Origin of the sequence: Gluconacetobacter dulcium (genome assembly GCF_014174165.1) — a bacterium.
GTDB lineage: Bacteria > Pseudomonadota > Alphaproteobacteria > Acetobacterales > Acetobacteraceae > Gluconacetobacter > Gluconacetobacter dulcium.
The window spans coordinates 57589-81822 of the sequence record NZ_JABEQN010000008.1 but is presented as its reverse complement, the minus strand read 5'-3'; the positions used below and the strand labels follow the sequence as shown (position 1 = coordinate 81822).

15 protein-coding genes are annotated in these 24234 nt (G+C 60.8%); 4 read left to right on the top strand and 11 right to left on the bottom strand.

Annotated features, from left to right (window positions below):
- Positions 1 to 5: 5 nt before the first annotated feature.
- From HLH25_RS08495 to HLH25_RS08455, 9 genes are all read right to left on the bottom strand, one after another.
- A complete protein-coding gene (locus tag HLH25_RS08495; protein WP_182973646.1) occupies positions 6 to 659 on the bottom strand; it encodes an LPD29 domain-containing protein in 654 nt (217 codons plus the stop codon).
- Positions 660 to 1251: 592 nt separating this feature from the next.
- Positions 1252 to 1692: a hypothetical protein gene (locus HLH25_RS08490; protein ID WP_182973645.1), complete on the bottom strand. Its 441-nt coding sequence runs from the start codon at positions 1690 to 1692 to the stop codon at positions 1252 to 1254.
- A 192-nt stretch (positions 1693 to 1884) separates the two neighbouring features.
- Positions 1885 to 2169, bottom strand: coding sequence for a hypothetical protein (locus HLH25_RS08485; protein WP_182973644.1), 285 nt, complete (start codon positions 2167 to 2169; stop codon positions 1885 to 1887).
- Positions 2169 to 4061, bottom strand: coding sequence for a ParB/RepB/Spo0J family partition protein (locus HLH25_RS08480; RefSeq protein ID WP_182973643.1), 1893 nt, complete (start codon positions 4059 to 4061; stop codon positions 2169 to 2171). Before HLH25_RS08480 ends, HLH25_RS08485 begins: the two co-directional genes overlap by 1 nt.
- A 211-nt stretch (positions 4062 to 4272) precedes the next feature.
- On the bottom strand, positions 4273 to 4575 hold the full coding sequence (locus HLH25_RS08475) for a hypothetical protein (RefSeq protein ID WP_182973642.1): 303 nt from the start codon (positions 4573 to 4575) through the stop codon (positions 4273 to 4275).
- Positions 4576 to 4598: 23 nt separating this feature from the next.
- Positions 4599 to 6113, bottom strand: coding sequence for a DNA cytosine methyltransferase (locus HLH25_RS08470; RefSeq protein WP_182973641.1), 1515 nt, complete (start codon positions 6111 to 6113; stop codon positions 4599 to 4601).
- Positions 6114 to 6548: 435 nt separating this feature from the next.
- Positions 6549 to 9002, bottom strand: coding sequence for a toll/interleukin-1 receptor domain-containing protein (locus HLH25_RS08465; protein WP_182973640.1), 2454 nt, complete (start codon positions 9000 to 9002; stop codon positions 6549 to 6551).
- Positions 9003 to 9309: 307 nt separating this feature from the next.
- Entirely contained in the window at positions 9310 to 14436 is a 5127-nt protein-coding gene (locus tag HLH25_RS08460) for a DEAD/DEAH box helicase family protein (RefSeq protein ID WP_182973639.1), read from the bottom strand.
- A 126-nt stretch (positions 14437 to 14562) separates the two neighbouring features.
- The gene (locus tag HLH25_RS08455) at positions 14563 to 14988 is read right to left on the bottom strand and encodes a hypothetical protein (RefSeq protein ID WP_182973638.1); all 426 of its coding nucleotides are present in this window, start codon (positions 14986 to 14988) and stop codon (positions 14563 to 14565) included.
- 1064 nt (positions 14989 to 16052) lie between these two features.
- Here HLH25_RS08455 and HLH25_RS08450 point away from each other — a divergent pair.
- From HLH25_RS08450 to HLH25_RS08435, 4 genes are all read left to right on the top strand, one after another.
- Positions 16053 to 17120, top strand: coding sequence for an AAA family ATPase (locus HLH25_RS08450; RefSeq protein WP_182973637.1), 1068 nt, complete (start codon positions 16053 to 16055; stop codon positions 17118 to 17120).
- Positions 17117 to 17983 carry a ParB/RepB/Spo0J family partition protein gene (locus HLH25_RS08445; protein ID WP_182973636.1) on the top strand — a complete coding sequence of 289 codons (867 nt, stop codon included), beginning with the start codon at positions 17117 to 17119 and terminating at the stop codon, positions 17981 to 17983. Before HLH25_RS08450 ends, HLH25_RS08445 begins: the two co-directional genes overlap by 4 nt.
- A gap of 1229 nt (positions 17984 to 19212) precedes the next feature.
- Positions 19213 to 20187, top strand: coding sequence for a hypothetical protein (locus HLH25_RS08440; protein WP_182973635.1), 975 nt, complete (start codon positions 19213 to 19215; stop codon positions 20185 to 20187).
- A 295-nt stretch (positions 20188 to 20482) separates the two neighbouring features.
- Entirely contained in the window at positions 20483 to 21622 is a 1140-nt protein-coding gene (locus tag HLH25_RS08435; protein ID WP_182973634.1) for a GGDEF domain-containing protein, read from the top strand.
- 106 nt (positions 21623 to 21728) lie between these two features.
- Here HLH25_RS08435 and HLH25_RS08430 read toward each other — a convergent pair whose 3' ends face one another.
- Both HLH25_RS08430 and HLH25_RS08425 read right to left on the bottom strand, forming a co-directional pair.
- The gene (locus HLH25_RS08430) at positions 21729 to 23165 is read right to left on the bottom strand and encodes a tyrosine-type recombinase/integrase (protein ID WP_182973633.1); all 1437 of its coding nucleotides are present in this window, start codon (positions 23163 to 23165) and stop codon (positions 21729 to 21731) included.
- Entirely contained in the window at positions 23155 to 23811 is a 657-nt protein-coding gene (locus HLH25_RS08425; RefSeq protein WP_182973632.1) for a hypothetical protein, read from the bottom strand. The genes HLH25_RS08430 and HLH25_RS08425 overlap by 11 nt, the downstream gene beginning before the upstream one ends.
- Positions 23812 to 24234: the final 423 nt, after the last annotated feature.

Sequence of the window (24234 nt, the reverse complement as noted above, 5' to 3'; positions counted from 1 at the left end):
CCCGATCAGGAGCGGGAAGTAAAAATGTATTCCGCGTGGCCGAACACCATCATCCACGGCGTGGCGTTGCCATCGTGTCCGGTCCGGAAAAGGTCGGTGATAGCCTCGACAGCATTGGAATCCGGGCCTTCCGCCCAACTGACGGTGAGCGCGCCGTAATGCCTTTTGCGCACCGAGAATTTCACGGCGGGAAAGGCCTCCTTCAGCAGGACACGGATGTTCTTCGCGGCGATTGTTCCGTCGCCCGTATCGCCCTGCGTCAGCATGGCGTGGGCCGTGTCTGCACGCAGCCTGGCGATCTCCTGCTCAAACGCTTCCTGCGCAGCCTCTGCCTCAACTCTTTGCTGTGCGATCACCTCGTCTGCATGGCGACACAGGCCAGCAAGCTGTTCCTGGTCGGCAAACCCCTCCTCCCGGTCATGAATCGTCCACTGAACGCCATGCAGGATCGCCTCGGGAAGCAGGCGGGAGTAGCTCCCGGACTCGAACACGATGTCGAACGTGACAGCGCCTCCGGCGGTGATCGCCGTGCCTGACAGCCGCCTTACAGTGTCGGGCCTCTGCGCGCCCTGGATCCTGGTTACGTAGCCGCGGCCACGGTTGTAGAGGATACTCGACACCATGGTGCCGACCTCGATCGGGTTGTTTTGCACGGACATCCCGCTCTCCTTTTTCTTGCTGGATGCTTTCCCGCGTGGCGGGACATGGCGGCCGGGGCCAGAGCGGCGCGTCAGCGCCGTTCACGGAGCCACGCGCAGGGCGCGCAGCGCGCGAGCATGGCGACGCTCTGGCGGCGGCCGCCATGTTCTGGCACGTCCCTCCTCTCCGCCCTTCTCTCTTTTTGCTTCGCTGTTTTCCTCGCGCACGACGACCTGCCGCGCGCGGATCGGTACAAGCCAAGGGCGGCATGTCCGCTGGACACACCGCCCTTGAAAATCGCAGCCGGGCTTGCCATCATCAGAGGTGGCCGAGGGGCATCCGGGAAAAGATAACCCCTCGGCCGGTGTTTCGGACCGAGTTACTCGGAGAGGCTCTTCAGGACGGTAGCAGCCGCCTGGAGAGCCTTCTTCGTTTTGCGAAGAACCTTCGCAACCCAAGTCCGATCCACCACGATCACGAGGATCATGGTGTTTTCCTCTTCTGATGGGCTTCGGCACCACGGCCCCGAGGTGCCTGACCCGGCTACGATCAAGGGGCCGCGACGGGCGATGTCGTAGCCACGCATCGCCCGTTTCGCCGCTACCGGCTCATTCAGGCGGCCCAGAGTTTCTCTAGCGGCAGGCTCTTTCTCCGTCCATCCGCCGGCGCCGCAGCCGGAAGACCATTCGGGTCGGCATTCGCCGGCGAGCCGGTGACGACCCGGCACGCGTTGGCGACCGGCACCGCGAACAACGGCAGCGGCTTGTCGTGACGGCCGTCCCAGCTCAATCCGTCGCATGGATCGAGCAGGCCCATCCCGATGGCATCGGTATCGCGCTGGTGGCAGACCCGCTCGTTCCCGCCACGAGGCCGCCGACAGGGGACGCCTGCCGGCGCGGCACAGCCACGACAGGCCACCAGATATGCTGGGTCACCTTCCTCGAAGGCGGCATAGCACCGCCTGCAGGTGACTGGCCCTGATGTGCAGGCCCAGCGTACCGGAGCCGGCCGGCGCGGGCCAGCCCCGGACGAGCGGAAAGAGACATTCGACATCGGTCTTCTCCTTCTGGAATGCCCATCGGCCGGCCAGGGCGGGGAGGACCTGTCGAAAGCGGCGCCGTGGCGCCGGGAGCGCATCCCACGCGCAGGCGGCGCAGCCGGCGAGCATGGGGAGCACCCACCTTTCGGCAGGGCCTGCCCGCTCTGGCAGCCCACGCTCTTCGCCTGCTCTTCTCGGCTCCTTGCCTATTCCAGGGGGCATCCCTCGTCCTCGAGGGCCTCCTGTGCGGCTTCCGCCGGCGGGATCTGCTCCTCGTAGGCATCACGCCAGCATCGGTCGGGCAAATCGAATACGCCAAGCCCGGTCTGCCTCCAGACCGCGCGGTCGACCGCACGCATCCAACCGTGGAAGCCAAGATGGCCAGCCGTGTAGCTGGCCATCATCGGGTCCCGATCGTTGCGCGGGATCGGATTCTTCCCGGCAAACTGGAAGGGCTCGGTCTCGCTGCCCCAACTGACGATCCCCGACATCACGCTGCCTTTACGAACACGACGTGGCTGTCGAAATGCGCGCGCCCCTCGGGGGTCGAGGCGAACTCATCCCGTAGCCGCTCGGCAACAGCGTCGAGCGCCTCCCCTGCCCCCTCAGTGTCCGCAGGCGCGCTCATGCACGCTGCATTGGCGTCCTCCGGCGCCGCCTCATCCTCTACGGGCACCACGTCGTCGCCGTCGCCGGCGTCAGCCGGCTCATCGTCCTCCTCATCCTCGTCCCCGTCATCGTCCTCGGAGTATGCCGCGAGGCGCGCCGCATGCTGCGCGTCCTCCGCAAGTTTCGCCTTCCACGCGGCTGTCGACTGCGCAAAGCCTGCCGCCTCCGGCACCCAGCGTCCCTCCCCGACATGGGCGATCAGCGCCGCGCGCATCAGCTTCCCCGTGGACTGGGCGGCCAGGCCCTCTGCCTCGACGGCAGTCGTGATGCCGGCCTTGCTGAACGTCTTCAGGAACTCATCGAACGCCATGTTCGGCATCTGCACGTCCGCATTGAACAGCACGCCGAGCAGCTGCGCCGCGATCCCGCTACCGCTGTGGAGACTCACTTCGCAGTTGGCCACGCTCCGGAGCACCGCCATCGTATGCGTGCGCAGAAGCTCGGGATCCCTGACCAGCACACCTTCCGGGAATAGGGCGGCAGTCGCGGCGTCGCGCGCGGACTGCTCCCCAAATCCGCCTGTCGGATCTCCCTGGACCGCGATATTGTTTCCGCAGAAGGCGAGCAGAAGAGCCCCAACCAGGTCCCATGGCTCCGCAGTCGCGCACGCAGCGTCCAGGGCGCTATGCAGCGCGCGCGTCCGGATCTGGCCGATCATCTTCTCACCGGTTCCCGAGATGTCGCCGCGGACCTTCGGAGCCGGGGCCGACGACCCCATGGTCGCCCCTGCGCCGGGCTGGGGTGTCCATCGCTCGAAGAAGACGTAACCGACCTTCAGCGTTCGGGAATCCAGGTAGAACGCGCGCGGGCCTTCCTCGGCGTGCCACAGCCGGCGCATGCCGTCTTCCATCCTCGGGTGCCCATATTCATGCGTCTCAAGAAACACATCGTCTTCGCCGAACTGCGTTTCGATCCATGCGCGCTGCGCGTTCGCGTAGCGCGCACGGTCCACCGTGTAACGGTTATCCTGGCCGCCCTCGGCAAACAGGTCTTCTTCCCAGGCGATCCCGTGCTTGCGGGCGAGAGCATCGTCGAATGAGGCGTCGCGGGCAAAGAACTGGGTGTGCTCAAGAGCATGAGCAAATTCCGTCCAATCGAAATCCTTCGCCTCGTCCTCCGTCATGCAATGTTCGGCCGGGTCCGCGTCGTCGGCGATCGTTTCGCACCAGATCTCAGCCCAGGCGGCTCTCTGCTCGACCGCCGGCGTCCGCGCGATGACCCGCAGGGCACGCTCGTCCGGACCGTAATCAATCTCGATCGCGTCGAGGATCGGCGGATGCAGGCCGGCCAGCAGCGACAGACGCTTCAGATAGGCAGGCGTGACCATCAGCGCCTTGCACAACTGCCGTTCGGTATAGTTCTTCTCGCGGCGCATCCGGTCGACGTAACGCCACTGGTCGGGCAGCGACATGTCCTCGCGAATCATGTTCTCCGAGCCCGCTGCCAGGTCGTCGAGCTTCTCGTCGCCAGACCGCACGATCACCGGGATCACCTTGAGCTTCGCCATGATCGAGCAACGCACCCGTCGGTGCCCGTAGACGATCATCAGGGTGCCATCGGCCTGCTCGCGCACGACAGGCGGCTGCAGCACGCCGACGATCTGGATATTCAAGGCGAAGCGGCGGTCCCGCTCTTCGTTGGGCGGCGAGGTGCGCGGGTTGTTCGGGTTTGGGATCAGCGTGCGCGGGTCGACTTCACGAAATTCAGAGGTCATGGTTCGGCCTTTCGGAGAGCGCAGGCATCCGGACAAGCGACGGCACCCTGCCATCACTTTCCTGCCTGATACTTTCCGGCGGGCACGGGCCCGGCGCGCGGGCAAGGCCGCGGCAACGCCGCGCTCGCCTTGGCCTTGAGCGCGCGCCGGGGTCGTGGCAGCCATCTTTCTCTTCTGTTTGTCTTCCGTGTTCCGCCTCCTCCCCTGTTTGTCAGGCAGATTGGATTTCCTGCTCTGCCGGGCGTTCCTCCGCCGGATGAATCCGATCGTCATCAAACGCGAGATCCTCGGCGACCGTCGCGACATCGAGGGCTGCGCCGACGCGATCGACGTACAGGATCACGCCCTCGCGCCGCTCGTCGGTTTCGATATGCTCCGGCTTCCCGCTGCTCTCGATTTCTTTCCGGGCCTCCCGCCTGGCGATTTCGATCGCCTCCTCCGGTGAGGCGGCGTCGATCGTGAAGCTGTCGTATGCACGCAGCCAGAACCCGATTTTGACGCGATACTCGGCCATGATGATCTCCTGATCGGCATAGATTATTGATAGCGGGGAAGGTCGACGCTGGCTGCGATCGCGATCGGCCTGACCCAGATCGGCGCCGCGCTGAGCATGAAGCTCTCTCCGCTCCAGGCGGCCAGCAGCGTACGGCCCATTGCCTCCGCGATCGCCTGTGCTGCGTCCGGCGGGACGGCATTGCCGATCCGCTCCCGCCACGCCGTGTCGTTCAGGCCGTCGAGTTCGGCCTGTTCCTCCGGGTCGAAGAGGGATTGCAGGCACGCCAGCTCGGCCGTCGTGAACGGCCGGTGCCAGGTGCCGTCTTCCGCGCGAATGACCGAAACCAGGCGCTCATCGTGCGCCGGCAACGGCGGGCGTGGATCCGCCACGGCCCAGCGGCCGTTATCGTGGCAGGCCGCGGCACTCACGGCACCGCAGCCATCCTTCCACCGAACCACGCCGTAATGTCCGGCGGTCAGATAGTCGTCTCCCTTGCCGCGCGCGAGACCGGGGCGTGGGTCGGCGACGCTCATCGCACCGTCGCTGGGTTGAGAGCGGCCGATAACCGTGGACGTGGCCGCGTCCCAGGCGACGACACGGTAGATGTTGGCGAACTTCCGGTGATTGCTCGGCCGGGGATCGGGGATCTCGGACGCCGCAGGTGAGCAGCCAGGCGTGTCCTGGACCAGCGCGTAGTCGCGCAGCAATCCGTCCTGGACGGCAAGCCGCTCCAGCGATCGCCAGTCCTTCCCGGCCTCGACAAAGGCAAGGCGCACCCAGGTCTGCCAGTGCAGCCGCGGAATGCGGTGCATCGGCCCGGCGTCGGCGTCGCCGGGCAGCTTCATGCGCGACAGCACATCGCCCACACCCAGAAGCGCCCGCTTCGGGGGTTCCCACAGGAAGGGGCGGACTTTCTGCGCATGCCGCGCGACCAGCAGGAAGCGCTTGCGCCGCTGCGCCAGCCCACCCAATTCGCCGCAATCGTGCGTCGTCTCTGCAACCGCGTATCCGTAACCGCGCAGAAGGGCGACGATCTGATCGAGCAGCTCACGCCCCCGCGTCGCAATACGCGGCACGTTCTCGAACAGGATGAACTCGATCGGGTCGTCCTTGTACGCTTCCAGCGTCAGCCAGATCCCACGGAGCGTCAATCTGTTCAGGGCCTGGTATTTCGGCGTTCGGCTGGTCCGCTCCGAGAGCAGGCCGGAGAATCCCTTGCATGGCGCGGAAAGGAACAAAATATGAGGGCGGCGGAAGCCGAACGCCCGGTGAATGTCCTGCGGACCGGCCTCCCGCCAATCCGCCGGCGGCTCCGTTCCATGGAACGTGCGGTACTGGCCCCGATCGAAGAGGTCCAGCACCGTGCCGGGAACACCGGCGAGCCGCTCGAAATCCCGGATCGCCGCCGGATCGACATCAATCCCGCCGAGGCATTCGAAATCTGCGGAGAGTGTCCCATGGCGGGCCTTGGCGGCATTGAAGCCCTTTGCGCCGCCCCCCAGCCCGCAGAACAGGTGGCCATGGAGGATCGTATGGTGCGTGCTGCCGTTCAGCATCGTTTTCCCTTCCCTTTTCAGGGTCGGGAAGCCGGGGCATCCCGGCCGGGCCAAGTGCGGCGCCCTGGCGCCGGGAGCGCAACCCACGCGCAGGCGGCGCAGCCGGCGAGCATGGGGAGCACCCACCACTTGGTGCGGACGGGTTGGTCTGGCTTTGCGCTTCCTTTGCCTACTCCGCGCTTATTTTTCCCCTACATTTTCGTCCGCAAGGAGGGGGAATCTGCCTGTCCACTATTGGTTCGGAAACTGAGGAAGTAGACATCGCCGCCTTTTCCAAATCGATCATAACCCTCAGTAAATCCGTATGTTTTGTCAAATAATATAATAAAAAATAAATTTATCTCCTGAAACCGTCCGTAATATGCCATCAACGGACGGTCTATTTTTGAAGAATCACCAATTATTTTTTATAAAACAAAATTACGCGATGTATTTCTACAAGTTACAAGAAATACGCCGGAATTTACGTTCTAGTTTTTCTTTTGCACCCTCACTCAACTCAGATAGTTCTCTAGATAGCATTCTAAGCGCTCGGTCATAATCTCCTGAGAGGGCAGCAATAACTGCTTCACCTTTGTAGATTGCAATCTTATGGCCAGGAGAAGGATTTCTTCTTTTGATATCTTCAATGGAAGATTGTATCAATGAGATATCTTCATTAGATATAGACATCTCCAATTTTGTCAAAAGTGGATATATGATCTCTTTATATTTACCTATGGCAATATCAATCTGCACAAAGGCATCTTCTTTATCACCAAATTCAAATTCGAATTTTGCTTTCAGATTATCGAATATTTCTATAGCTCGAGATCCTCCCATGCTATTAAGAGCTTGTAGAATTTGTTCACCTTCAAGTTTTACATAATCACGATTAGAATCGTGCATCAAACAATTAAAGTATGCTTGCGCCAAAAGAGGGTTTCGAGGATACCTTTGGAAATTCTCACGAGCGAGAGAGATCGCTTGTCCAAAATCCTCCATATTAATGAGAACAAAAACGATTTCTTGACGAGCTCTCTGTTCAATGCGAGGATAACTAAGCGCAGATCTGTAACGTGATAGAGCCTTGCGGAAGTGTCTTTTTAATCGATAGTAAAACCCCATAAGAAAATCATGTTCTGGACCATGAATAAGATGCACTTCATCCAAAAACCGCGGATCTAACAGCCGAGCCAGAGCTTGACATAAGTAATATCGTATATCTTGCTCTGTGCGCTCATCGAAGTTTTCCTTGTTTATCAATGCTCTGTTAGCCAATACTACAACGTCTTTGTAATCTCTACGATCATAAAGACGACGCATCGTTTGCAGAAAATGCGCAGGTATGAGCATTCGATCTGGAAGCTTTATGCCAGATGACAATGCCTCCCGTATAGCGATCTGATATTCTGATATATCAAATGTAATTTCATTGTGATTTTTCGAGAAATCTTCAACAAAAACCCTTAATGCCGAAATATAAGAATCCTCTATGTGGAATCTATCTCGAAGTATAGCATCTCTGATCACTTCGTTTACTCGAAAATAGTCACCACTTGCTCCAATGGATTCGCAGACATTATATTGAAGAAGTGTATCTAAATGCTGGTTAATATTTCTACCCATCACAGATTCTATGTTAGAAATAAAATCAATCGACACGAACTCAAAAGATGAGATGAATCTTAAGAAATTGATAACATCAACATCGTTCTGAAATTTTTCTATAGTAATGTTGGCGCGGTATACTGAAAAATTCGCAATATTATGAGACTCTTTGAACGCTTTTTCGATTCCAGACTCGTGTATTAAATTTATTGCATAGGTTACTTGTTCCGGGAACCCCTTTAGTAACGGGATAAAATTTTCATAATCTGTTTCTTGTAAATTTATTTGAAATAAACCAGCGTATCGTTTAAAAAGACCAATTCTTTCTACTTTTTCAAGTTCCGGTATGTGAATAAAAAAGTATTTATGTTTATTAATATATAAATGTCGGTTTGGCCGCGCAGATGTCGCGACACAAATGGCAAGACTGCCTTTAGGAAGAGAATCTATTACTTTCTCAAACCATGGAGCAACATCCCCGTCAAATCGAAGAACGCAATAGTCATCATTTATCAAAATAATTTCTTTATATGATAAAATGTCTTTAATAAGTTTTGAGCAAAGTTCTATTTTTTCGGAGACAGTGCGTTCCATTAAATTATCAATAATAATATTTTCCGTTATTCCAATGTCGAACAACTTCAATATGGCTCCTTCTATATTGTCGACTCTACTAAGGTCTAGACGAATTGGTTCATATGTATCACGAACAAGGTTAGCTTTACGAAGTGCATGCTTTATGGTCGTTTTCCGTCCGATTTCATTCAATCCTGACGCAAATACCACCGTGGGTTGAGGCCTCGTAAAATCATCGAACCGCTGTTCAAATTCACCAATCTGTGTATTTCTTCCCACGAAAATCTGGTCACGTCTCTTGAGCATAGGATGCGATTGCCACGAAGCTTCCACTAGGCGTTCTTTGATTCTTTTTGCTGCTATTGTCGGTCGTGTAATCGCCCGCAAATTGTATGCATCGCGAATCCACGAGGGAATACGATCGTCGGTATGGTTAATATTAGGATCTATTATAATTGGGAAAAAGCGTTTTAATTGGCCGTTATTTAATCGATGATGTGCTTCAGTAATTTCTTTTTTTACCCAATCAGAAGAAAGAGAGTTATCAGATATCAAAAGAACAAATATGCTAGATCTGTCTAAAGCATTAATTATCTCTTCTAAATTTCCCATCCCTTCTTCGAATGTAGCCTCATCATATTCGATGTTTGGTCTGAGTGCGGATGCTAATATTTCTGCATAAGATTTTTTATCACGACTACTATGGGAGAGGAAGCATTTCATGAAATTCTCATCCTATCTTTAAAACTCTCATGTTGCATTTGTACATATGACCATAGCAGGCGATTAGCTACAGGCAATATCCTGCGAGATGGTTTCCATGCCCTCATAATTAGAAGAACATCGGCAGCCGAGCGCCAAGCGTTTTTAATCCACAAAGATTTGTCCGCTTCTGAGGCAGTGAGAAAACCAATCGAACGGCCAAGATGAGGGGCGAAAGCCGCCATGAACGGCGGCCTTCGTACCCTGGCAGCCTGGCATGGCCGGCGTCCTCCAACAACGCCGGTCAATTGATTTTTCCCAGCCTCTCCTACGCAGCAGCCGCGCTGTCCCCGGCGGCTGCATTATTCACCGGACCCGCTTCATTGTCGTTCCCGCCAGGGCTGGCCGTTGCCGCAAGCTCCGCCTCCAGTTCGGCCAGCGCGTTCCGCTTATCGTCGAGCAGCGCCTGCTCACGGAACGGCACGTCCAGCCGGGCCCGATAGGCGGGCAACCGACCCTCGGCGTCCGCCCGACTGCGCAGCGTCTCGGCGTGAGTAGAGTCCAGACGCAACAGCGCGTGCTCGATTTTGGACACAACGCCGAGGGGCTTTGTGTCGGCGTCGAACTCTACCCCCGCGATTCCGTGGCTGAAGTCGATCGCCAATGTGGCCTCGACCTTGCGCTTCTCGTCCAGGCGGAACCGCTGCACCCACGCTTCGAGCACGATGTCGAAACCGCCGATGCGGCCGAGGACCCAGCGTCCCTCCTCCCCCTGCTTCTCGGCCATCCTGGCCTGCCCCAGGAGAAAGGCCCCTGCCCTCTCCCGCTCTGCCATGGCGCCACGCGGCGCCTCGAAGCGGAATGCGTCGCCCCGCGTCGGTTCCCGGCGCGCGATATCCGCCTCGATCTTCGGAAGCAGCTCGTTCGCCCTGGCGATGTCCCGCTCGCCCGCCTGGATGGCGCGTCGCACCGCGAACTGGTCGTCGTAATGCGCGGCGTGGAGCCGTTCGAGCCTGGCCAGCTCGGCCTCCAGCCCCGCCTTCTGCATCAGCCGTGCATCGCCTGACGCGAGCGCCTTGGCCATGGCGAACTGATTGCCGTCGTCGTTGACGTCCTCGATACGTCGGATCGAGCGGTCCCCCGACATGGCGAGCGAGATGAAGCGCAGCTTGCGTTCCAGGAGCTGCCAGTTCGTGGCGTCCACCGATCCCTCCTGGGCGTAGGCGTAGATATGGATGAGCGGGTTCTGATTGCCCTGGCGTTCGATCCGCCCCTCACGCTGGATGATGTCGGAGACCAGCCAGGGCACGTCGAGGTGGTGCAGTGCAATCAGCCGCTGCTGGGCATTCACCCCCGTCCCCATGGTTGCGGTCGAGCCGATCAGGATCCGCTTGCGCCCGCTGTTCAGGTCACCGAACAGGCGGAGCTTGGCCGCCGCCTTCTTGTAGTCCTGCATGAAGGCGATCTGGTCGCGGGGCACACCCATCCGCACCAGCTCGTCGCGCATCCACAGATACGCCGAGAAGCCGCGCTTCCCTTCGGCCGCGACGGTGCCGAGATCGGAGAACACCATCTGCACGGCGCCCGGCAGGTCATACGGACCGCCGGTCTCCGGGTTGGTGTAGCGGTTCTCCGACGTCTCCTGCCAGATCCGGAAGACGTTGCGGATCATGACGTCGAGCTTGCTGGGCGCATTCTCGTTCGCGGGGTCGCGCTCGACGAACCGGAGGTCGATCGCGGCGTGCCGCGCGTCGTTGATCACCGACAGAAGGATGTCGTCGCCTTTCTGGGGACGCGCCTTCCGGTTCTCGATGACGCGGATGCGCTCGGCGAGCACCTTCTGGTAGGCGCGGAAATCGTCATTCGCCGGCGCAACGACGATTTCGCGGTGCCCGCCTTGAATTGCCGGCAGCTTCACGTAGCGGCGGAGATCCTCCTGCTGCACGACATCGGCAAAATGCAGATACATCGCCATCAGATCGGCGACGTTCACAAACTCGGTGAAGCGGGTCACCGGCTTGTAAAGGCCGCTCGGCTGCAGTTCGAGTTCGGTGCGGGTTTCCCCGAAATTCGCCGCCCACGGATCAAACTCGTGCAGATAGCGTTCCTGCAGGCTTTCCAGCGCCATGTAGCGCTGAACGGTGTAGAGCTCGCCAAGCGTGTTGGTGATCGGGGAGCCAGAGGCCAGGATCAGCGGACGCTCCGGATTCCGCGCCGCCAGATAGCGGGTCTTCACGAACAGGTCCCACGCCCGCTGGCTGCCGTTCGGGTCAATGCCCTTCAGGTCGGACTGGTTGGTCGCGAAACTGAGCTTGCGAAACTGCTGCGCCTCGTCGACGAGGATCTGGTCGATCCCGATCTCGCCCAGATGCACCAAATCATCCTTGCGGGCGGCGAGGCCTTCGAGCTTCGCCTCCATACCCTCCTTCATCCGCTCGATGCGCTTGCGCGAGAGACGGTCCTCGCCGTCCACCTGGTCGAGCAGTTCCTCGTATGAGGCGATCTGCGCCTCGATCATCTCCCGCTCGAACGCGGCTTCGACCGGAATGAACTTGAACGCATCGTGGGTGATGATGATCGCGTCCCAATTCCCTGTGGCGGCGCGCGCCAGGAACCGCTGGCGTTTCTCCTTCACGAAATTCGTCTCGTCGGCGACCAGGATCTTCGCCGTCGGGTAGAGCATCAGGAACTCGCGCGCCATCTGCGCCAGGCAATGCCCGGGCACGACGATCATCGCCTTCGAGATCAGACCAAGGCGGCGCTGCTCCATCACGGCCGCGCACATCGAGAACGTCTTGCCGCTCCCCACGGCGTGGGCGATGTATGTGCCCCCCGTGGCGATGATCCGCCAGATGACCCGCTTCTGATGCTCACGCAGCCGGATCGTCGTGCTGGCGCCCGGCAGGCGGAGATGCGCGCCGTCGAATTTACGGGCGACCAGGTTGTTGTAGGTGTCGTTGTAGAGCCGCACCAGGCGATCCGCACGCTCGGCGTCCTGCCACACCCACGTTGAGAATGCGCTCCTGATCGCTGCCAGCTTTTCCTTGGCCGCTTCCGTCTCCTGCGTGTTCAACACACGATGTTCGCCGTCCTGGTCGGTCCAGGTGTCGTAGATCTTCGGACTGGCCTGGGTCAGCGCGTCCTCCAGCAGCTCGCCCGCGTGGCGGCGCTCCGTGCCCCAGACAGATGTCGCCTCGGCCTTGCCAGCGAACGGCAGTTTGTCGACGCTCCAGCAGGCCACCTGCGCGGTGTGGTGGATCCGCGTCTCAACCCCGAGTACCTCGCGAACGAAATCCGTGACGTCGCTCACCGGAAGCCAGGGCGCGCCCAGTCGGGCGGTGATATCGGAAGGCCGCAGGTCCTCTGGCTGCACCCCCTCCAGCGCCGTGACGTTGCAGGTGAAGCGGCCATCATGGCTGGCGGCCTCGCGAGCCTTCGCCAGCTTGGTCCGCACGGGTCCGCTGAGATAGGCGTCGGCCGTGACGTAGGAATCCCGGCCCGGGAAGGTAAAGGCTGGATCGAGAAAGATCGCCGAGCCGAGGTCCGTCACCACGTCGCTCTCGGACCGCCCGAGAAGCTCCGCGATCAGCGGAATGTCGACGCGGCCGGTATCGTGCAGGGAGACCGCCAGGGCGTCGTGAGCGGAATGGATTTCCGGCTCCACCGGCGCATGGATGACGCGGTCGGTGAACAGCGGACCGGGCCTGCCCCTCTCCGTCGCTTCGTCATATTCTTCGATCGAACTGACCAGCCACACATCCGGGTCATCGTAGAACGGCTGCAGGTTCGGGCGCCGCTGCGTCTCGGTTTCGACACCTGTCGTCTCATTCACCCGCACGGTCGTCTTCGTCAGGTTGATCGGTCCGAACTGCCGCACGAACGCCTGGTAGGCGCGCTTCAGGTCCCCCTGCCCTTTCGCGAACGGCTGGTTTTCCATCTGGGCGCGCAGCACGCGCCGCGCAGCGTCACGCACCGGAACCAGCGCCTCGATGATGCGCGCGTGCTTCTGGAACAGGCCCTCCTTCTGCTCGCCTTTCCGGATCAGGACCCGGCTCGATCGTCCGGCGACGATCTGGTGCAGCACGCCGCCTTCCAGGAAGTAGCTGCCCTCCTTCAGGTCGGCGCCATCCGCCGCGGTGCCGATCTGGCGGCCGTCGGCCGCCGGCGCCACGATCCGACCGTCGGTCGGCGCCGGGAAACGAACGTCCGGTGCGATGCGGCCGAGCGCGATCGGCAGCGCCTCGTCCAGCGCAACGCCGGCGATCGGCTCACAGGTATAGTCCGGCCCGAACTGGCTCGTGGTCCAGGCATGCCGTCCGAGGACCTGCTCGCCATGATCCAGATAGTAGCGGTTCACGTGCAGAGCGCCTTGGCCCAGATCGGTGTCGGGAATCTCCGCGCTCTCCAGCCAGTGGTCATCGCCCGGCAGTTCGCCGATTGCGCGGCGACGGAAGACCAGGACGTCGACCACGACGTCGGTTCCGGCATCGGCGCGCATCGCCGTTGCGGGCAGCCGGACCGCACCCAGCAGGTCTGCCATCCCCTGCATGTGTGCCCTTGCCGTCGTGCTGCTCTTGTCGAGCGTATGACGCGAGGTCACGAACGCCGCGATCCCGCCTGGCCGCAGGGCCTCGATCGAGCGGGCGATGAAATAGTCGTGGAGGCTGAAGCCCCAGAGGGCACGGTCGTCGGCGTTATGGACGGTCCGGTTGGAGAACGGCGGATTGCCGATCGCGAGGTCGTATCCGCTGTCGAGCTTCGCCTTGGTGAAATCCTCCTGGCGGATCCACTGCCGGGGATACAGGCACCCGGCGATCCGCGCGGTCACGGCGTCCATCTCGATGCCGGTGAATGCGATGCTGCCGTCGAGCTTTGCCGGGCGTGTGGCGATGAACAGGCCGGTGCCGCACCCGGGCTCGAGCACGGAGCCGCCCTGGAAGCCGCGCGCGAGCAGGAAGTCCCAGATCGTATGCACGATATATTCCGGGGTGTAATGGGCGTATTGCACCGCCCTCGCCAGCGCCGCGCGCTCGGTCTCGCTCGTGCAGGCGGTCAGCTCGGCGCCGATCTCTTCCCAGCCGCGGCCAACGGTGTCGCCTGCGCGGGGGAACAGATTGTTGGCCAGATCGCCGGCGCCGAAGCCGACGAAGCGACTGAGAATCGCCTGCTCGGCCGCGGTCGCGTTGCGCTCGTCTCGCTCAAGCTCTCCCAGCAGCCGGATGGCGGCCAAATTATCCCGCGCGCGGGCCTGCCAACCCGCAGCAAGGCCACGGAGGCCCGCCAGGCGGAAATCGCGCTGCGGCACGACGGCTGGGGCTTCGGCGAGTGCCTTGGCGAACGCGGCAGGCGCCGCGTCGGCGTCTTCTCCTTCCAGGTCGCCCCAATAGAGGCAGGTGTCTTTCCCGCTGAGGGGCGTGCTGTCGAAGAGGCTGAACTGGGTTCCGAAATCGGCCATGGAAGGGCTCCGGGCATGCGCGATCGCCCGGCGCAGCGAGCTGGCCGGGGGCGCGAAACGACGAACGGCCACCTGGAGGTGGCCGCTATGACGGGTCAGGGTGTTGAGGGCAGGGACGGGGAGGCGCTAATGCTCCAGCCCGTCGCTGGCATCGATGATCTCGAGCGCCGTCGCGCCGGCGTCACGTGCCGCGTCGGCCGATCGGGCGAGTGCATCAAGGACGTCCGGCAGCGGTTGCGCCGTCGGATCACTGGGCTCGATGAAAGCCGTCGTCGCCCGTTTGAGCGCGCGCAGGGCCCGTTCCTTTGGGGTCTCCTTGGGCGTCAGCATGCCTTTCGCGATCTGCTCATGGACGCTCTGATGCAGGACCTCCTGGCCGCGCCGGACGCGATATTGCAGGGGCAGGTGGCTGAACCGGCGCCAGAAGGCCACCCGGTCGGTCACACCGGCCAGTGTCTCGAGCTCGCTGAGCGCCTCGAACTGGCGGCCGGCGACCGGTCGTGCGGGGCCGTCCGGATCGGGGAGGCCATGGGCAAGGATATGGAGCGTCATTGTCTGGGTCCTTTTCTCTCTTGACCCATTTGCGCGACCACATGGTGGGGCGGGGATCATACGGCGGCGCTTTGCGCCGGGACCGCAGGCACGCGCAGGCGGCGCAGCCGGCGAGCATGACGAGGACCCACCCGGTTGATCCGCTCCCCACCATGTGGTGCGACCTCTGTCCCTGCTTCCGCGCGCGTCTTCTTCCCTCCTGACCCTTTCCCTCTTCTTCTCCCCGCTTATTGTTATTCAACTCTGGAAAGCGCCTCATCGGCGCTGGTGAAACTTCTGACGTCAGAACCCAGGGCACGCGCGGGGGAGGCGGAGCCTCGACAGAAGGCAGCCCCCCCCAGCACCTTCCGGCCACCCATTTAGTGTAACGGCGCTCGACGGCCGAGTTCTGACGTCAGAACTCGGCGCCACATATGGGAGAGGCGGAGCCTCGACACAAAGCGGCTCCGCCGGCAACGCACGGCCGCCCATCTAGTGTAACGGCGTTCGACGGCCGAGTTCTGACGTCAGAACTCGGCGCCACATATGGGAGAGGCGGAGCCTCGACACAAAGCGGCTCCGCCGGCAACGCCCGGCCGCCCATTTAGTGCAACGGCGCTCGACGGCCGAGTTCTGACGTCAGAACTCGGCGTCACAGATGGGGGAGGGGAGCCTCGACACAAAGCGGCCCCGTCGGCAAGGCTCGGCCGCCCGCTTAGTGCAACAGCACCGAATCATGATGCCTGGAGGACGAGACGATATGGGTCGAAGTTTCCACTTCCTTACCTGACTGAGGTGACACCAAGCGTGACATATAGCGGCGGTGAAATGGAGAGCAGCGCGTCGTTGGGACAACGGGACCCATTTGCCGCAGAATCTTCAAGGTTCAACCCTCAACGTCTTCCGGCGGAGGGGAGACTACGTCGATTACTCTCTGCGGCGGTCGCCAAGAAGAATTTGCGCAGACCCGAAGCCGCTTCATCGTGTCGGCAACATTAATCCGTCAACAGTGTGCGTTTTGTGTTGACGGTCAGTCTTCGAGGGCTTTAGCGTGCAGATACGGAAACTTCAGAGGGAGCCGGCACGTGAACGGGGACAAATTCCGCCAGATTCGCGAAGAGCTTAAATTTTCTCAGAACGATTTGAGAAATGTACTCAACACGCGGCTTGACCGCTCTTACGACCGCTCTCGCCTCAGTCGCTGGGAAAATGGGAAGGAGCAAATACCAGCAGACGTCGAGCGTGAAATGCAACTTCTTCAAGAGCAGCGGACTGCTAAAGCGCGCGTGGTCGCCATCGCCAACCAGAAAGGCGGGGTGGGTAAAACCACAACAGCGCTGAATCTTGTCTCGGCGCTCCAACGGGCTGGGCAACGGACCCTGCTGATAGATCTCGATCCGCAGGCGTCTGCCACAGACTGGCTTCTGGGGCAGGGCGCTCTTGAGTTCTATCGTTCTGGCCGGACTGTGATGCACGTACTGCTTAGAGGCGCGGAGGTAAGTGACGCCATTATCCGCGGCGACGAGGAGGTGGGAGGAAATGTAAGGCAATTCGATATGCTTTCAAGCCATATCGACTTGTCCGAAGCGGACGGTCGTCGCGAGCCAGGCTTCGAGGCCGCTCTCTCGGAGGCCATTGAACCTGTCCTCGACGATTATGATTTTATCGTCATCGACGCGCCGCCGAATCTTGGGCTTATGACATACATGGCGCTCGTTGCTGCAGATATGGTGATTGTGCCGGTTCAAACTGAACCGCCCGATGCAATGGGAGTCGCGCTCCTTCTGACGACCGTCCAGAAAGTTCAGCGCCGTCTGAATCCTCAGCTTAGAGTCACCGGAATCTTGCCGACGCGGTACAATGGTCGACAAGCCGTAGATCGGGAGGTTCTGCACCATTTGATCAAGTACACTGCGGAATTGGCACCTGTTCTGGAACCTGTTCCCGATAGCACTGTATTTGGCAATGCCGCTTGGGCAGGTGCTATTGCGCTCGACACTTCACCTCGGTCGAAAGCTGTGCAGGTCTATGTGAGGTTAGCTGCGTCGCTGGCGACCGGCGCACCACCCAATCTGGCGTTATTGAACCTTGATGAGCCGGATCCGGAAGAGGATGAGCCGCCTGTTCCCGTGAAGCGCAAGGTGCGGGCATGAGCCCGATACCGCGCCGGAAGGGGCCTTCACCGCTGATGAACTCGATCGGGCAGCGGGTATCGTCGTTGGAGTCGAACTTTGTTTCGTCAAACCGAAACCACAGCTTCGAAGTCGACGCTTCTCATGTGGAGCCCGACCCAACCCAAGCGCGCAAGACATTCCCTGAGGCCAGTATTGACGAACTTGCCGAGAGCCTAAAAAAGCACGGGCAACTCGCGCCTGTGTTGCTCAGGCCCAAGCCGGGAGAGCGGAACCGCTGGATTATCGTCGCCGGCGAGCGGCGCTGGAGAGCCGCCGAGCGCGCCGGAATCCACATGCTTGTCGCCATAAAGTGCGACAAAGCATTCGAGGTGGCGTCTTTGGTTGAGAATCTCCATCGTGAGAATCTGAATCCTGTGGAGGAAGCTTACGGGATCAAGCGTCTGATGGAGAAGGAGGGATGGAATCAGCGGGAAGCAGCGAAGGAAATCGGGAAGAGTCCTTCAGAGCTTAGTGGCTTGTTGCGTATCATTGATTTGCCAGAAGACTTCTTGTCTGCAGTTCTGACGTCAGAATTTCCTATCAGCCGCAACATGCTCGTTGAGCTCAGTCGACTACCTGACGGTCCTTCGCGGACCGCGCTGATGGAGCGCGCGTTATCCGGAAGCCTGACAATTCGGGAGCTTCGCAATGGTATGCAAGAGCCGTCATCGTCTAAGGTAAGCGCAAGCCGGAATGGGCCTGGTAACGCTTTTTCAGGTCGTTTGGTGGATAAGCTTGAGACTTCGCTTCGGAAGATTAGTCGTGACGCACTTTCCGAGGACGATCGTGGAAAACTCCGTACCCTTTCAAGCCTTATTGCGGATCTTCTTGACGCTCGATGAATGAGGATCCCTGAGTCAGGAATGCTTTCAATCGCATTTTTCCAGTTACTTGGTGGAAGGTGTGATGGGGGGAGGAATCGCCTTAATGTCGTATTCTACCCCCGCGCTTCCCGCTTTCGCCATGGATCGTGAGCCTCTTATGGCCCGGTCTCCCGTGGAAGACCCATGAAGCGAGTAGCGTATTCGATTTCTACCCCTGCGATTCCGCGCTCATTGTTAGCGGGACACCTGCTGTGTAGCCGGATTCCTAATCCCTAAGCATCGAAACGCTGGCGCATTCTACCCCTGCGATTCCACCTGGGTAGGAATATTTGCAGTTTACCGGGCCTCCGAGACCAGAACTGAGCCCGAGGCATTACGAATCTACCCCCACGATTCCACGGCGGCCGGTTCCCTTGCCGTCGTTACCAGTTGCGGGGCCGCCCCCGCTAAATTGGCGGAACGGAAGCGGCAAAAGTCCCAATTCTACCCCCGCAATTCCGTTGCTCAGCGAGGGGGATGGTCAAGTGGCGCTCCCCTCACCCGAGAGGGAGCACCTAATTCTACCCCTGCGATTCCTGTTTGCCCGTCGTCACCAGCCCCGCGATTCGGATAGTTTTCGCGATATTGCCGGTCAAACCGGCATGATAAGGCGGATTCTACCCCTACGATTCCGCGTTCAAGAGGAAGCGCTCAGTTGAACAATGTATAATGATATCAGTTCACTGGAACGTCGCCTTTTGCCATTCTACCCCCGTGATTCCGTTCGGACATGTGCCCGATGGAACACCGGATTCGTACGGATGTTGCTCCATTCTACCCTCGCGATTCCGCGCACACCTGGTTTGTGAGCGAAGTCATGGCAAAATTCAGACTAGGAGGGGAATCTCGGAGCGCAAGATATGCTGGTCTGGAGTGTACTATGTCCCCCATAAACTCCTTGTTCATGAGCATTCTTATTTTTTAGCCAATAGAGTCGTTTTTGCGACGGGAGTTCGCGAGATCGGGGCACAAGTTGTTCACGTGATTCACAGGGGAAGACGTGGTCTTTAATTTTTTAGTCTAATAAAGTAAAGTCTATGCCGATTTAATATAATAAAACCAGTATGTTATCAGCCTATTTTCCCCGCGCAATTCCCATTCATCCCCCCGCGATTCCCGTTTCTACCCCTGTGATTCCCAAATCGGTTATAGTTTTCCACAGTTTGGCTTGCTAAAGTCAGATCACTGTCGGAATCGCTGGGGTAGAGATGACCGAGTTGAGCGACGCTGAGGTGGCGCGGTTAGAGAGGTTAGCCCGTACTCGCGCGAACATGCGAGGTCGTCGTAATCCCGCTGTTCTACCGTCGAAGCTCGCGCGCACTGCTGCATTCGCGCCACGTAAGCATGGCTTGTCGACAGATGCGGATTTCGTTCGCACGTATGTTGTGAAGCCGCACGCGGTCGTGGAAGTGAGGGGCAGGGAATTAGGGACGCGCCATCGTGATGCGCTGATCGCGCTTTTTAGGCTCCGGGCTAAGCGTTTTGAGACTGTGGGTGAGAATGGTCAGGTGAAGGGGTCAGTTTATCGCACTGACGCGACCTGGCGGGATATTCTCAAAGCATCTGGTCTCACAGCGCACGTGAATAATTTAATCGTTGCTCTGCGCATCTTGGAAGAGCTCAGAAGCGTCACGATGCGCGTTTTCACCGGAACATATGACGCCTATGAGACAGCCGTGGCGAAGGGCAGACTTCCCTCTGCGGGATGGTCGGATGGTCTGATTGGTTCGATCAACTGGACCGGTGTTAATCTCGATTCCGAGGTTAGCGTTACTTACGGCGAGTGGGTAAGACGGACGTTTGAAACCAAAAATTTGGTCTCGGTCTCTGCGGATGTATATTTCGGATTGAAAGGGGACTTCGCGCGGGCTTGGTGGCCGTACATCGATAGCCAGCCGAATCACCACTACATTACACTGGAAACATTGTCCGAAATGGTTGGAAGGGATTACCGAACAGAGCCGTCGAAGAAGCGAGCACGGTTCCGGGAGGATGTGGTGTCTGCTTTCAACGATATGGTGAGGGCCGGAGGGCTCGCAGAATTTGAATTGGAGGCGAGCGGTCCGGGCCGCACTAAGTCCTATCGTGTGATCTACAAGCACGCATTGCCGACTGCGAAGCAGCTTGATGCCTCGGACGAAATATTCGGCACTCAAGGGGAGCTCGGGCTTCCAAACACCTGAACCGGTTCGCGGACAGGCGCGCCGATCGCGCAATCGGAGATGGCAGCGCCGCTGCCCTGTGGACGCGCTGAGGGGACGGCCGGATTGGCCTCGGTGGGGAGTCATACCCGTCGGAACACCGCGCAGTCGGTTGTGCCGCGGTCCGCGGCTACGCGTCGTGAGCGCGGAACGAGCAACGGCGGGTGATACACTGCCCGAGACGCCGATTCAGTCATCGAGTTTGGTTGCGCAAACGGCCGTTCGTAAGTCATGAAGACGCCAGAATGTCCGTCCTAACACACCAGCCATACGCCACATGACCGCATACGCCCCGGCTATCATCGGTTACAGCACGGCAGTCACTTTGCTGATCGGGCTTGCATTTCTCGTTTCGGGGGTGAGCAACGGGCGTTCTTCCAAAGCTCGCTGGCTGGCCGCGCCTTTCCTGATCGGCGGGGCGGGGGGAGCTTTTCTGACCGCGCCGTGGATCCTGCCCGGTGAGGCCGGGATCCCGGTTGGGGCGTTCCTGCTGACTCTCGCTTACGGTTTTGGATGGCTGGCCATTCGCATTAAGGTCGGGTACCGGCCACGGATCGGGACCGCGATGCTGTGCTGTTTAGCGACGGCCGCGTTACCCTTTGTCATTGAACCGGGAAGAACCAGCGACGTCGCTTGTGCGATGTCCCGCATGTTGCTGGTGGGAGGCTTCAATGCATTGGCCGCCCGCGACGTCTGGCTGGCATCTGGCAGGGCTATTCATGCGGCGAGGCTGCTAGCCCGGGTGCTTGGCATTTGCGCGGCGCTCGAATGGGCGCGCGTGCCTTTTGCGGCCTGGCTACCGAAACCGCTCGGTGCGGAACCGACCGCGTTGTGGGCGGTCGTTGCGTTTAATGCGCAGGCTATGATCGAGGTGCTGCTGGTCACCGCCTTGCTGATCGCGCTGCCGCGCGAGCGTCAGGCGGCGGAGCACCTCCGCCTTGCCAGGCGGGATCCGTTGACCGATCTGGGAAACCGACGCGCCCTGGAGGAATGGCTGGCGCGCCGCGGCGGCTGCCCAGGCGATATTGCGCTCCTGACCTTTGATCTGGACCACTTTAAGTCGATCAACGACAACCACGGGCATGCGACCGGCGACCAACTACTCAGGATGGCCGCCGACGTCGCTCGCCGTGTGCTGCCGGACAGCGAGACGATCTATCGGATCGGCGGGGACGAGTTCCTGGGTATTCTTCCCACCACGGCTGAGGAAGACGTCCGCTTGATTGCGGACCGCCTCACGGCTGCGTTCCGGCACGATGCGCGGCTGCGACCGGGTGGGCCTATAAACGCGACGCTGAGCGTCGGAACGGCCATAGCCGTGGGGCGACCGATGGCGATCTCATTTCAGGCGCTCCTGGAGCGCGCTGATGCGGCACTCTATGCGGCCAAACGGGCAAGGAGGGAGACGGGGGCGTAACCCCGGTCAGGCCCCAGGTGCACAGAGCGCGGTCGCACGCCTTCTGGACCACGTGCTCAATCAGGATCGCCGTCCAATCAGCTCTTATACGGGTTTCAGAGGAGGGTTAAAATCGACCGCGCCCAGGGTGACGCTGTTTGATGCTCGCGGCATCGATATAGGTCTCGACCATGCGCAGGCTCTGGTGCCGCGAGAAGCGCTTGAGCTCGAGGAGGTCGTAGCCGTCGCCGGCGCCGGTGCTGATGGCACCGCGACGCAGACTGTGGCCGGCAAAGCTGCCCTCCAGCCCGGCGGCCTGGCAATGCTTGCGGACGATCTCGGCGATCGCGCGATCGGACAGGGCGGTGCTGCCGATTTTCGGGCGCGGGGAGCGGGTACCTGCCTTGGCGTCCGGGGCCATCCATACCCGGCGGAACACGGCGCCCTCGGTAATTGCAGCCGCTCGTAGCCAACCCTCGTAGGCGCGGACCGGACAGTGACGGGTGATGCCGCGTGGAATACCGACCCGCACCCCGTCTCGGTTGGGATCGCCCTTCGAGCGGGTCAGGCGGATCTCCATGCCGTCATCGTCGACGCTGACGTCGGCCACCGTGAGGCCGGCCAGCTCCGAGCGGCGGAAGGCGCCGGCGAAGCCGAGCAGCAGGATGGCGCGGTCGCGGACCGAGGCCAGATCGTCGCCCTGCACCTCTTCGAGCACCCGGGTGAGCGGAGTCCAGGTCAGCGCCGTCTTCTGCTGCGGGCCGGCGCCCGGCGCCTCGCGGCGGATGCCGGCGAGGGTGGCGGCGACCAGCGGATGGCTGGTGGGAATGGCGAGCCGGGCCAGGTGATGGAGATAGCGCAGCGCGGCACGATGCAGGTCGATGGTGCGCGGCGTGCGCTTGCGCAGCGCCATGTCGGCCAGATAGGCGGCGACATCCTCGGCCCGCGCGGGCAGGGCAGGGAGGGCGTGGCCGGCGGCCCACTGGCACCAGGCGCGCACGGCACCGCGGTAGGCGCGGCGGGTATTATCGGCCTTGCCGCGCTGGACGAAGGCCTCCACCGCCTTGCGGGCGGTGCCCAGGCTGCCGTCATGGTTCGGTACTGCCTGGCTGGAGGCGAGGGCGAACCACTGGGCGACGCTGGCGGCCGGCTGGCCGACCGGTGCCGGCGGCATCTTGTCGTCCAGGTCGGGCACCGGCCCGGCCGGCGGGCAGCGGCGCAGCCAGGCGACGAAGCTGGGCGCGCCCTGGTCGATCTCCAGGGCGATCAGCAGTTCGTGGCCGGCCGGGACATCGCCAACGGCCTCGCGTGCGGCGTCGAGGGCGGCGGCGGCGTGGGGCAGGGCAGGGGCGAGCGGCCGGTCCGCGGTATAACTGCCGTCCGGTTGCTCGATGCCGGCCAGGATCAGCGGGAGCGGCGGATCGAAGCGGGCGACCGAGAGGGCCCGCACCGCCTGCTGCAGTTGGTCGAGGTCGAGGCGGCTGCGGGTGAGGCGATCGACCCGCGCAGCGACCGTGCGTCGGGCAGCGGCGCGGGAGCCGAGGATCCGGATGTCACTGAGCATCGCTTGTCCTCGGCGCGCCGGCACCGCCGGGGTAGCCGGCCGGGCCTGACTGGCTGACCACCTCGAACACCCAGGCGAGTTGGGCGACTGTCAGCATCACCGGCGTGTGTCGGTCCGAGGGTGCCGGGAACAGGGGCTTCAATGGTTCCGGGCACTGCCCGATCAGCCATTGCCATGAATCGGCGCTGGTATGTTTGAGGACGTTTGCCAGCTTGGCGACGGCCTCGAGGTCGGGGTGGACACTGAACGAGAGATCGGGTGCGTTCTGCGCGAGCCTGCGGATCTCTTCGACGAGGTCATCGTGTGCTCCAAGCCTCTTCTTGGCAGCTTTTCCGTGCTCCTGGTGATGCCAGCGGTAAACGGCGGTCTCCCAGTAGTGGTAGGCTGACAGCGCGAAGGCGCGGCGCAGATCGGGCAACGCTTCCTCCAGGCGCGCGACGTCCATCTCGAGCACCTGATCCAGCTCCCACAGGATATGCCCGTCTTCGCGTTCGCCGATAAAGCCGGGTGTGGCGTCGTAGGCGTCCAGCGCCTGCCGTTTGCCGCTCAGTTCGGCGTTCAGGCCGGCCTCTGCGGTCTCCGCGGCCAGCCCGGATTGGTAGGCCAGGCCCCGGATGCTGATGGAAGACAGAAGCGTGTTCGGCATCGGCTGCGGGCCTCCATTGCGGCGGTTCAGCGTGGTTTAGCAGCGAACGGCCCGGCCCGCCACCTACATCCGACAAGGGACATTATCGGAAGTAGAGGCGGAGGAGGGGGCGGAGTTCGGAGCGTCCGCCGAGATTTACCTTAAAGACAAATTAGCGTAATATGACTGCCGTTGTTGTCGTTTCCTTCACTTGATGGGACTGGATCTGTAGCTCCCCGATAGCGCGCCTCCTGAACTGTCCCGGCCACGCATTCCCGTCGCGGCGTTTTGCCGGAAAATCGCGGTTTTCCGTCCCATTTCAAGCGCCCAAGAGCGTGCGTGGATGTCGGCCTCCGCTGAACGGACGTGCTTATGAGGGGACCTTGCTGCACATGCCGGGCAAGCTGATTACGGGCACTATCACCCTCGGGCCGAAAATAGTGA

What these genes read in the sequence shown, in the direction of transcription:
- HLH25_RS08475 (WP_182973642.1), bottom strand. Translation starts at nt 4,575, where the DNA reads ATGGCCGAGTATCGCGTCAAAATCGGGTTCTGGCTGCGTGCATACGAC.
- HLH25_RS08435 (WP_182973634.1), top strand. Translation starts at nt 20,483, where the DNA reads ATGACCGCATACGCCCCGGCTATCATCGGTTACAGCACGGCAGTCACT.
- HLH25_RS08445 (WP_182973636.1), top strand. Translation starts at nt 17,117, where the DNA reads ATGAGCCCGATACCGCGCCGGAAGGGGCCTTCACCGCTGATGAACTCG.
- HLH25_RS08495 (WP_182973646.1), bottom strand. Translation starts at nt 659, where the DNA reads ATGTCCGTGCAAAACAACCCGATCGAGGTCGGCACCATGGTGTCGAGT.
- HLH25_RS08490 (WP_182973645.1), bottom strand. Translation starts at nt 1,692, where the DNA reads ATGTCGAATGTCTCTTTCCGCTCGTCCGGGGCTGGCCCGCGCCGGCCG.
- HLH25_RS08440 (WP_182973635.1), top strand. Translation starts at nt 19,213, where the DNA reads ATGACCGAGTTGAGCGACGCTGAGGTGGCGCGGTTAGAGAGGTTAGCC.
- HLH25_RS08430 (WP_182973633.1), bottom strand. Translation starts at nt 23,165, where the DNA reads ATGCTCAGTGACATCCGGATCCTCGGCTCCCGCGCCGCTGCCCGACGC.
- HLH25_RS08465 (WP_182973640.1), bottom strand. Translation starts at nt 9,002, where the DNA reads ATGAAATGCTTCCTCTCCCATAGTAGTCGTGATAAAAAATCTTATGCA.
- HLH25_RS08425 (WP_182973632.1), bottom strand. Translation starts at nt 23,811, where the DNA reads ATGCCGAACACGCTTCTGTCTTCCATCAGCATCCGGGGCCTGGCCTAC.
- HLH25_RS08470 (WP_182973641.1), bottom strand. Translation starts at nt 6,113, where the DNA reads ATGCTGAACGGCAGCACGCACCATACGATCCTCCATGGCCACCTGTTC.
- HLH25_RS08485 (WP_182973644.1), bottom strand. Translation starts at nt 2,169, where the DNA reads ATGTCGGGGATCGTCAGTTGGGGCAGCGAGACCGAGCCCTTCCAGTTT.
- HLH25_RS08460 (WP_182973639.1), bottom strand. Translation starts at nt 14,436, where the DNA reads ATGGCCGATTTCGGAACCCAGTTCAGCCTCTTCGACAGCACGCCCCTC.
- HLH25_RS08480 (WP_182973643.1), bottom strand. Translation starts at nt 4,061, where the DNA reads ATGACCTCTGAATTTCGTGAAGTCGACCCGCGCACGCTGATCCCAAAC.
- HLH25_RS08455 (WP_182973638.1), bottom strand. Translation starts at nt 14,988, where the DNA reads ATGACGCTCCATATCCTTGCCCATGGCCTCCCCGATCCGGACGGCCCC.